Below are 9,116 nucleotides of genomic sequence, written 5' to 3'. Positions count from 1 at the left end.
ACAGAACGGGCGCGCCGGTCGATTCTCAGTCGGATATAGCAGCCACTGAAAGTCATCGCACACCTGATCGCACGACAGCGTCGCGATCAGTGTGTACATCGTTTCAGTGGCGACTATAGCGTCTCGGGCTCGAGCGGCGTCGCCGTCCGCCAGTAGTGGTCCAGCGAGTCCTCGGCCCACGAGCGCACGGCGTCGTCGTCCGTGTCGACCGAGGCGCGCAAAATGCCGTTCTCGTCGCGCAGGAGCAGGTAGACGACCTCGTCGACGATCATGATCGCGATCGGCACGCCCTCCTCGCGGACCCGGATTTCGGCGTCTTCGGCCTCGAGTAGGGCCTCGAGTTGGCCCCGGAGCGCCGAGTCGTCGGCGAGGGCGTCGATCGCGCTGCGGCCGAACACGCCCCGAAAGCGTTGCTCGCCGGCGGTCACGCGCTCTCGAACGACGCGCAGCGTCTGTTCGTTGAACGTGTGCGAAAACGTCCGGACCTCGACACCCTCCCGAAGGAACTCGAGCAACCGCCCCAGCGGCGCGTTCGGCCGCGTCCCGCTGGGAACGGTGATCGTCGCGTCCGAGAGCCGCCGGAGGTCGAAGTCCATCGCGTGTGTGGGCAGGTAGTCCACGATATCCCGGAGTCTGCCCTCGGTCTCGAGGATCTCCTGTAAATCCGTAAATCCCTCCGCGACGAGCCGTCCGGTCGCGGTCGCGACGTACTCGCCGCTGTCGCGTCTGATCCACGAACGGTCCTCGAAATCGCCGAGAATCCGACCCAGGGTCGCCTGTGAGGCACCGGTCTCGTTCGCGAGGTCGGTCCGCGTCCGTCGCCCCTCGGCGAGCAACCTGAGCACCTCGACCCGGTTCGACGAGAGTGCAAGGAACTCGATCTCCTCGAGCGCCGATTCCATACGGACAGTCGTCGCCCCTGTAGTAAATCGTTTTCGCAGTGTGAAATCATTTCACGGTCTGCAGCGATGTTGCGGCTCCCAGAGATTTCCCGGCCCGTCAGGGTTTCTTGCTATGAAATTATTTCTGAACGAAACTATAAACCCGTAGCTCGTACGGTGTAGTACGATGATTTTCGCTATCCACGCGTCGGCCGGTTTCGGTCCGGCGCACACGGTTCGAACGGAGGTGACGGCGTAGATGGTATCCCGCCGCATCGCCGTCTTCTTCGCCCTCTCGAGTCTGTTCTTCGGCGGTACCTTCGTCGCAGCGAAGGCCGGGCTGGCGTACTTTCCGCCGCTGCTGTTCGTCGCCTTCCGGTTCGACGTCGCCGCGGTCGTCATGCTCGCCTACGTCGGGCTGACGTCGTCGCGGTCGGAACTGGTCCCGCGGACTCGCGGCGATATCGGCGCGATCCTCGCGACCGGCGTCCTCGCGATCGGGCTGACCAACGCCCTGCTGTTCGTCGGCCAGCAGTACGTCACGAGCGCCGTCGCCTCGATCATGTACAGTCTCAATCCGATCATGACGCCGGTGTTCGCCGCGTTCTTGCTCTCCGACGAGCGTCTCTCCGCCCGCGGTGCAGCTGGCATGGGACTGGGCCTGCTCGGCGTCGCCCTCGTCGTTAGCCCCGACCCCGCGAACCTGCTCGGCGGTGCCGTCGGCAAAGGTATCCTCTTCGCCGGAGCGATCGCCGCCGCGCTCGGGGCCGTCCTCATCCGTCGGGCCGACAGCGATCTCTCGAGTACGGTTCGTGTCGCGTGGGGCCTGCCTTTCGCTGCCGCGCTGTGTCACCTGCTGGCCTGGTCCGGCGGCGAGTCGATGGCTGCGATCACGTGGAACACCGAAGCGATGCTGGCGCTCGGCTACGTCAGCATCTTCGCCGGCGTCCTCGCCTACATCGCCTACTTCGGCCTCATCGACACGGCCGGGGCGATCCGCGCGAACCTGATCTTCTACGTCGTGCCCGTCGTCTCGACGCTCGGCGGCTGGGCGCTGCTCGACGAGACCATCGACGCGATGGCCGTCGTCGGCTTCCTGACGATCTTCGCCGGCTTCGCGGTGCTTGGCAGCAAGTCGATCGACGTTCGCTCGCTGCTCCCGAGCGTTCCCACCGAGCCGCCGCTGGCGGACGACGAGTCGGCAGTCAGGGAGGAACCGCGGGGCTACCGCTCGGACTGACGAATTAGAACAGCGACAGTTCGCCGGTCACGCTATCGACCCGGTCGTCCGCCGCCGGGCCGACCGCCAGCGCGGTGACGGTTCCGGGCTCGAGTTGCGTGTGGCCGGCGTCCCGGATAATGGCGCTGGGAATCCCCTCTCGCTTGGCGATCTCGGAGAGTTCGTGGAGCTGCCGTTCGCTCTGCCCTTTCAGGACGACCTTCTTCTGCCCGCCCTGTTTCCACTGGTCCTGTAGCTGCCTGTCCGCCTTCTCGTAGGCCGACAGCGACGCGTGAGCGACCTGTGCGGCGAGCTTTCCCTGTCCCATCCCGATATCCGTCCGGGCGACGATGGCCTGTTTCATGGCCGACTCGAGGACGGGGATGCCTTTAGCCGTGACTATCTCCTCGGCACACGCGGCGACGAGTCGGTGAGCACCCGCGTGTAGTGACGGTTCGGCTCTCGGGCAGCCGTTCTCCCTGTGTGACGAGCGCTTTCGCTGCATTCGCGCGTAAACGAGCAGCGACTCAGTGGACGACCGCGCAGTCCCGAAGGAGTTCCCGTTCCGTCCGCCTCGCCTCCGGACCCGCCTCGACGAGGGTCGGCTCGTCGATCGATTCCGAAAACCGATCGGGGTCGGGCTCGACGCGCTCGAGCAGCGCCGAGAAGACCGACCCGCGGCGGCCGACTGCCGAGACGACGCCGCCGTACTTGCGCTCTGCAAAAGGGGTCTCGTCGGGATCGGGGAACTCCTCGCGAATGATCTCGGCGGTCTCGCTGAGGTAGTCGGCGGCCTGCTTCTGGGAATACAGGCTTTCCTCGTAGTAGGTTTCAGTGTATTCGTCGAGGTCCTCCGAACAGTGGGCTGGCGATTCGTAGCGGATCGATTTCGCCGTCGTGTGCCCGCTGGCGAACCGCATGTTGAGGGTGAAACTGTCCGGATAGCGAAGTATTAGCGGGGAGTACAGCATGTCCGTGATCGTCACCTGCTGTTGGGCTCGCCACGCCCCCTCGAAGTAGTACGCGGCCAGCGCGCCGATCCGGTCGTCGCGTTCGCCGCGGTGATACGCCATCGCGACCTCCTCGTAGTTCTCCCCGGCGATCCGCCGAAGTCGCCGCTCGAAGCACTCGTCGATGCGATCGCGTTCCGCTTCGTAGGCGTCTAACACCGATACGTCCGAGTCGGCGAACAGCGCCGCTTTCTGCTCTCGAGCGGCTGCCACGTTCATCATGTTCTCGTGAAATACGCGCTCGGCCTCCCGATCCGGAAGCGGTATTCTGACAGCCCGCTGATGCAGAACCTTTGTGTCGCCGTTGAATCGGTCCTGCTTTCCATCCATGCGGGGACATTCATGATACAGCGTTATAATCGGTTAGGCCGTCCGAGCGAGAATTTCAGTCCGGTAACACGAGACGACCGCTCGTGCGATCGGTTGACTTCGTTGACGGCCGTCGCGTCGGACCGAGGAATTTAGGGCCCCGTGCTCGCTCCTACTCCGTATGATCCTCTCCGACGCGGACATCCTCGAGCGCCTCGAGGCCGGCGACCTCGTCGTCGACCCGTTAGACGATCCGGAACTGCAGATCCAGCCCGCGAGCGTCGATCTGCGGCTGGGCCGGGAGTTCCTCGAGTTCCAGCGGACGAACATCCCCTGTATCCACCCCAACTCCGAAGGGGAGGTCGACGAGTACGTCACCGAGACGATCGTCGACGAGGACGACGATTTCATCCTCCATCCCGGCGATTTCGTGCTCGGAACGACCCACGAGCGCGTCGAGATCCCGGCGGATCTGATCGCCCACGTCGAGGGCCGGTCCTCGCTTGGCCGGCTGGCAGTCGTCGTCCACGCTACTGCGGGCCTCTGCGATCCCGGTTATCGCGGCCAGATCACGCTCGAGCTGTCGAACCTCGGCTCCGCACCGGTCGCGCTCACGCCGGGCATGCGCATCTCGCAGCTCACCTTTACCGAACTCAAGACGGAAGCGGAGCGACCCTACGGCAGCGAGCGCGGCTCCAAGTACCAGGACCAGGACGGTCCACAGGCCTCCCGCATCCAGAGCGACGACGAGTTCGGCGGCGATCAACTCGAGCGCGACCGGTGAACACGCCGGCAGGCCGTTCACTCCCGGGTCGCTCCTAACCGCGGGTAGCTGCTCTGTAACGCCGGCGGCGTCGGCGACGAGATCGCAGTTCCGTCGACGAGAGGGCGACTCGACGCCACTCCGATGATCGGCGGCGAACGGGTCGTTGCCAATGACTCGCGGCGACACGGGAACCAGTCCCCGCGCTTCGCCGTGGCTCGCCGGGCGGCCTACTAAGGAACTCCTCGTGATACCCACACCAGCTATGAACTGGAGAGCGGAGAGCGGCGGCGTCGAGGGCGTCGACGTCGCCGGTCCGTCGAACGCACAGTCGATCGTGTTCGTCCACGGCGCGATGTTCACGCGGAAAATGTGGCTCCCCCAACAGCGGGAACTTTCCGAGGAATACCACGTCGTCGCGCCGGACCTGCCGGGCCACGGAACCCGCGCCGGCAAGCCGTTCCGAATGGCCCCGGCGATCGACGTCCTCGAGGACGTATTCGAGGCCCACGTCGACGGCTCGGCGGTACTCGTCGGGCTCTCGCTTGGCGGGTACGCGGCGACCGAGTACGCCTACCGCAACCCCGGCGATGTCGATGCACTGGTGCTGTCGGGAAGCAGCGTGAACCCGGTGGACACGATGGCGCTCGGCACGCGACTGACCGGCGGGTTAGCGCGGCTCCTGACCAAACCGGATCTCGGAAAACGCGCCGGCGAGAAACTCGCGGCGCGCTGGGTCCGAAACCGGGATCTCCCACCAGACATCGAGCGCGAGATCATCGGCGCGGGCTTCTACCCGAAGCAGTTCGGCGACGCGGGCCCAGACATCGCGGGCGTCGATTTCCGGGCGAAACTCTCGAGCTATCCCGGCTCGACGCTGATTCTCAACGGGGAAAACGACAAGCTCATGCGCCGCGGCGAGCAGGCCCACGCCGGCGCGGCGCGGGATGGCCGCGTCGAAGTCCTCGCCGGTGCCGGCCACATCTGTAATCTCCACCGTCCGGCGACCTACACGGATCGGGTGCGACGGTTCGTCCGGCGGGCCGTCCCCACGCAGCAGTGATCGGCGACGGCAACGCTACTGGGCGACGCTACACAGCGAGCGACTCGATGACGGCCCCGCTCGAGCGGCGAAGCTGTCGGTTCGAGTCGTTACGAAGCAGTGATCAACTCGCTATGGGGCGGTCGAACTGTGAGGACTCGAGGACGAAATCGAAGACCCGCGCGTGAGACGGGAGCCGGCAGGATGCGGTGCTACGTGCGCGATCAGGAGCGGCGGTCGCCGATCATATTCCGAACGCGGCCGGGGATCCCGAGCAGGGAGATGCCGAAGCCGAACAGCACCATCAGGACGTAGACGCCGAGCGTCGAGGTCCAGACGACGATCATCGCGAGGATCGCGTAGATCCCCTCGAGGAAGTAGAACGCGGCGATCGACATCGCTGTCCCGTACAGCAAGACGAGGTAGGGTCCCCAGTCGTGGGCGTGGCCGCGTCGCACCCGTCGTCGAACGTAGCGCTTGAGTTCGCCCTCGAGGGACTCTTTTCGGACGGTTCTGTCCTCGACATCGTCCTCAAACTCGTCGACGCGGTCGCGCAGCCGCTCGATCTCCTCGCGGAGCACCTCCGAATCGTCCGAACGATCGCGCGTTCGGGCGCTGGCGCTCCTCGCGGTCGCACGGTCGCTCGCGCGGTCCTCCGCGGCTCCCTCGTCGGCACCCGTAGCGTCGTCGGTCATCGCTTCTGTCGAAATCTGTCGGTGTCCGGGACTTTGTAGCTGCCGATCCACTTCACGGTCGGCGAGGACTGCGTTGAGGACCGCGCCGAAGACGAGGATGATCGCACCGACGTACAGCCAGACGAGGACGAGGAACACGGCACCGAGCGCACCGTAGACCGCGTACTCCGACAGCAGACCGGCGTACAGCGAGAACGTCCGGCTTAGGACGAACCAGCCGACCGCGGCGATAACCGTCCCCGGCGCGGCCTCACGGATCCTGACGTTTGCATCCGGGAAGATCACGTACAACGGGAGAAAGGTGACGAACAGCCCCAAGACGACGAACAGCTGTCCCACGACCGCGACCGCGATCGTCACCTCGAGCCCCGGCAGGAATCGAACGACAAGCTCGAGCGCTCCCAGTAGCGCGAGACCGACCGCGATGACGATCGAGACGATCGTCGCGTCCCAGATCGTATCCAGCAGCGACTTCTCGCCGACCGTTCCGTAGACCTGCGAGAAGGCCCGATCGAGCCCCCGGAGGACGCGGCTCGAGCCCCACAGCAGGCCAAGGATACCGACGACGGTCGCCCCGCGCCGCCCGGTCTCGTCGGTGACGGCGTCGGCCAGCAGCGTCTGGGCCTGAACGGTGAGGATGTCGGTCGCGGCCGCGGAGAGGCGGTCCGCGAGGGCCTCGCCGCCGATCGACGCCGCGAGGCCGAGCGCCAGCAACATGAGCGGCACCAGAGAGAGGAAGCCGTAGAAGGCGACCCCAGCCGCCAGCAGCGTCAACTGCTGGTCCTTCGCGAGTCGAAGGACTCGTCTCGTCAGGTCCACCCCTCGTCCCCGATCGATCACGACCCGCCGTTCGAGGTACCGCCAAATATGTAATCACAGAGCACAGGTCTCTAACGGGACGTTACGTCGGAACGGACCGTCGGGTACTCTCGGCCCGGTGTGACCCGGTGACCTGTAGCGGTCGGTTTCGAGCGGTTCGGATCGATAGCGTTACGCTCTCGGCCGTCTCCCGCGATCGCGTGACGATCACGCAAACAACGAGTTTCTTTATGTTGAATGTCTAACATCATCGCATGGAGCAACGACGCTGTCCCGACTGCGGCGTGACGATGGAGGAAACGAAGGTCCGCGACACCGAGTCGAGTCGACTGTTCATTACCACCGGGAAACGCGACGGGCTGCTGGGAACGATCGGCCTACAGAACAGGGCGGAGCTACAGGGCGTCTGCTGTCCCGAGTGTGGCCTCGTTCGCCTCTACGCTGACCTCGAGTAGCGAACTCGAGGAGGCATCCGAGACCCGGATCCGGCCGTTCAGTCGAGACTGTCTGCGGTCGCCGCGTGGATCTCGTCGACGCTGGCGTCCGTCTTGAACGTCGTCCCGCCGTAGTGGGCTCGAGAGGCCGCATAGCCCGCCTCGCGCAGGTCGGCCAAGAAGTCGTCCATCGCGTTCGCGGGCAGTCCCCAGTTCCGACAGAGCTTGTGTTGGTCGTAATGGGTCGGCTCGTCGAGTTCCGCCGCGAGCGTGTCACAGAGTTCCCGCGCCTTCGGTGCGGTATCGAATGTGTACGGTATCTCGTTGCGAACCGCGGCGATGAACGCGGAATCCTGGACGGCCCCGAGCCAGACCGGACCCGCGGTGAGCATCCGATTGCCGCCGCAGTGGGGACACGTCTCGAGCGGCTCGGCGATCAGCCCGGGGTCGGCCTCGCGGTAGAGGCAGTCTTCGCAGTGATAGAGGTGGCCTAACTCGTCGATCGCGGCGTCAGCCGCGGTGGGCTTGTGGGTCAGCTCGAGGTAGGTCCGGACGTAGTGGCTGGTCGCGTGGGTCAGGATCGGCTCGACGCCGACGTCGAAGCGCGCGCCGCTGCGTGCGAGCGCCGAGATGAGGATTCGAACGCCCATTTCGGCGTGATAGTCCGTGTTTTGTGGCACGGCGGAGTACGAGCGAACGCCGCTGTCGAAGTGTGCGCCACACAGCGGCGCGGTGTCGGTCGCGGTCACGCAGAGTAGATCGCGGCAGTTCGCGAACGCGGCGTCGGCGAAAGGCATCGGCGTCCCGAAGGGATCGAGGTCGATCACGTCGAACGTCGAGTCGTGCATGAGGGCGTTGACGTTGCGGTGTTCGACGGTCGCCCGCTCTCCACAGTCGTTTCGCTCGACGTTTTCGCGCGCGAGGTCGACGGCGTCCTCGTCGACATCACAGCAGGTCACGTCCCAGCCGTCCGCGGCGGCTCGCACCCCACGGATCCCGCTCGCGGTCATCGCGTCCAAATAGGAGGTGGCGCGGTCCTCGCGCTCGCGGTAGGCCCGCAGCGTCGCGATCGTCAGATCCCGGTTCAATTCCTGTCGCGGGTTGTAGAAGACCGCCTCCTCGATGCCCTCCGTCTGCTCGCCGGGGACCTCGAGTTCGACCCCGCCCTCGGTGACGCGCATACCACGTCTCGTCGGTACCGGGCGAAAAACGGTGTGGTCTCGGACGGCAGTCGGCGGACTGCGATGGGAGACTACACAGGGCCCACTCGAGGCGGTCGTCGGCCGCCGGCAAGGTAACCGAGACCGTCGAGCCGGTATCCGGGTCGGACTCACGTCAGCGTTCCCCGCCGTGGCGCTCGACGATTCGGTTACGCGACGGGCCAACTCGTTCGACCTTCGGCGTTCCCGTCATGTCGCCGTCTCGAGCGGGAGCCAGTCGGTCGACCGATCCGAGCGCGGCTCCCGGGTCGGCGGCTGAATTGCACGCAGGGCGCGTCGATGTCTCGCCGCCGCGGCGACACAACCAAACCGATTTTACAGTTCGGTGCACAGTCACGGACGTGCCGAAGGCCAACCCCGTCGAGCGATGGCAGGCTGCCCTCGAGGAAGCCGGCGAACTCACGCCGGAGATCGTCGGCGAGATCTCGGAGATCCACGGCGACCGCGGGGTTCGCGCCATCGAAGCCGTCGGTGAAAATCGAGTGAAAGCCTACCGTGATTTCACGATCGTCGTCGGCTACGACGACGAGTACATCGTCGAGGACGGCGGCTGTACCTGCAAGGACAGCGAGTACAATCTCGACGCCGACGACCCGACCGAGCGCTGCTGGCACTCCTTAGCGGTCGCGATCGCGCGCCGGGTCGGCCACGTCGACTACCACGACATGTGGTACTCGGAAGTTCGCGACCTGCTGTAATTGCGTCGTCCGCAAACTCCCGTGGT

General features: G+C 65.6%; 10 protein-coding genes. 5 read left to right on the top strand and 5 right to left on the bottom strand.

The window, feature by feature from the left end; genetic code table 11:
- Positions 1–113: 113 nt before the first annotated feature.
- Complete coding sequence (locus tag ACJYUO_RS09910; RefSeq protein ID WP_494345209.1) at positions 114–902, bottom strand: helix-turn-helix transcriptional regulator; 789 nt, start codon at positions 900–902, stop codon at positions 114–116.
- Positions 903–1,140: 238 nt separating this feature from the next.
- Between ACJYUO_RS09910 and ACJYUO_RS09905 the strand changes: the two genes are divergently transcribed.
- On the top strand, positions 1,141–2,121 hold the full coding sequence (locus tag ACJYUO_RS09905) for a DMT family transporter (protein ID WP_494345208.1): 981 nt from the start codon (positions 1,141–1,143) through the stop codon (positions 2,119–2,121).
- Between the two features lie 4 nt (positions 2,122–2,125).
- On the opposite strand, the gene pth2 is transcribed toward ACJYUO_RS09905, so the two are convergent.
- Both pth2 and ACJYUO_RS09895 read right to left on the bottom strand, forming a co-directional pair.
- A complete protein-coding gene (gene pth2, locus ACJYUO_RS09900; RefSeq protein ID WP_494345207.1) occupies positions 2,126–2,464 on the bottom strand; it encodes a peptidyl-tRNA hydrolase Pth2 in 339 nt (112 codons plus the stop codon).
- A 163-nt stretch (positions 2,465–2,627) separates the two neighbouring features.
- The gene (locus ACJYUO_RS09895) at positions 2,628–3,440 is read right to left on the bottom strand and encodes a hypothetical protein (protein WP_494345206.1); all 813 of its coding nucleotides are present in this window, start codon (positions 3,438–3,440) and stop codon (positions 2,628–2,630) included.
- Between the two features lie 160 nt (positions 3,441–3,600).
- Between ACJYUO_RS09895 and dcd the strand changes: the two genes are divergently transcribed.
- On the top strand, positions 3,601–4,203 hold the full coding sequence (dcd, locus tag ACJYUO_RS09890) for a dCTP deaminase (RefSeq protein ID WP_494345205.1): 603 nt from the start codon (positions 3,601–3,603) through the stop codon (positions 4,201–4,203).
- A gap of 244 nt (positions 4,204–4,447) precedes the next feature.
- Complete coding sequence (locus tag ACJYUO_RS09885) at positions 4,448–5,245, top strand: alpha/beta fold hydrolase (RefSeq protein WP_494345204.1); 798 nt, start codon at positions 4,448–4,450, stop codon at positions 5,243–5,245.
- A gap of 203 nt (positions 5,246–5,448) precedes the next feature.
- Here the strand turns inward: ACJYUO_RS09885 and ACJYUO_RS09880 are convergent, their stop codons facing one another.
- Positions 5,449–6,738, bottom strand: coding sequence for a YihY/virulence factor BrkB family protein (locus ACJYUO_RS09880; RefSeq protein WP_494345203.1), 1,290 nt, complete (start codon positions 6,736–6,738; stop codon positions 5,449–5,451).
- A 254-nt stretch (positions 6,739–6,992) separates the two neighbouring features.
- On the opposite strand from ACJYUO_RS09880, the gene ACJYUO_RS09875 reads away from it, so the two are divergent.
- Positions 6,993–7,193: a hypothetical protein gene (locus tag ACJYUO_RS09875; protein WP_494345202.1), complete on the top strand. Its 201-nt coding sequence runs from the start codon at positions 6,993–6,995 to the stop codon at positions 7,191–7,193.
- 38 nt (positions 7,194–7,231) lie between these two features.
- On the opposite strand, the gene ACJYUO_RS09870 is transcribed toward ACJYUO_RS09875, so the two are convergent.
- On the bottom strand, positions 7,232–8,353 hold the full coding sequence (locus ACJYUO_RS09870; RefSeq protein WP_494345201.1) for a tRNA (guanine(26)-N(2))-dimethyltransferase: 1,122 nt from the start codon (positions 8,351–8,353) through the stop codon (positions 7,232–7,234).
- Between the two features lie 380 nt (positions 8,354–8,733).
- On the opposite strand from ACJYUO_RS09870, the gene ACJYUO_RS09865 reads away from it, so the two are divergent.
- Positions 8,734–9,090 (top strand): hypothetical protein, encoded by a 357-nt coding sequence (locus ACJYUO_RS09865; RefSeq protein ID WP_494345200.1) that lies wholly within the window; start codon positions 8,734–8,736, stop codon positions 9,088–9,090.
- Positions 9,091–9,116 lie beyond the last annotated feature (26 nt).

Source organism: Natrinema sp. CRL1 (genome assembly GCF_059162405.1).
The sequence above is the reverse complement of the archived record's forward strand: the minus strand, read 5'-3'. Positions and strand labels throughout refer to the sequence as shown.

Excerpts from the sequence above, each read along its gene's own strand:
- ACJYUO_RS09910 (WP_494345209.1), bottom strand. The coding sequence starts at position 902 with ATGGAATCGGCGCTCGAGGAGATCGAGTTCCTTGCACTCTCGTCGAAC.
- ACJYUO_RS09905 (WP_494345208.1), top strand. The coding sequence starts at position 1,141 with ATGGTATCCCGCCGCATCGCCGTCTTCTTCGCCCTCTCGAGTCTGTTC.
- pth2 (WP_494345207.1), bottom strand. The coding sequence starts at position 2,464 with ATGAAACAGGCCATCGTCGCCCGGACGGATATCGGGATGGGACAGGGA.
- ACJYUO_RS09895 (WP_494345206.1), bottom strand. The coding sequence starts at position 3,440 with ATGGATGGAAAGCAGGACCGATTCAACGGCGACACAAAGGTTCTGCAT.
- dcd (WP_494345205.1), top strand. The coding sequence starts at position 3,601 with ATGATCCTCTCCGACGCGGACATCCTCGAGCGCCTCGAGGCCGGCGAC.
- ACJYUO_RS09885 (WP_494345204.1), top strand. The coding sequence starts at position 4,448 with ATGAACTGGAGAGCGGAGAGCGGCGGCGTCGAGGGCGTCGACGTCGCC.
- ACJYUO_RS09875 (WP_494345202.1), top strand. The coding sequence starts at position 6,993 with ATGGAGCAACGACGCTGTCCCGACTGCGGCGTGACGATGGAGGAAACG.
- ACJYUO_RS09870 (WP_494345201.1), bottom strand. The coding sequence starts at position 8,353 with ATGCGCGTCACCGAGGGCGGGGTCGAACTCGAGGTCCCCGGCGAGCAG.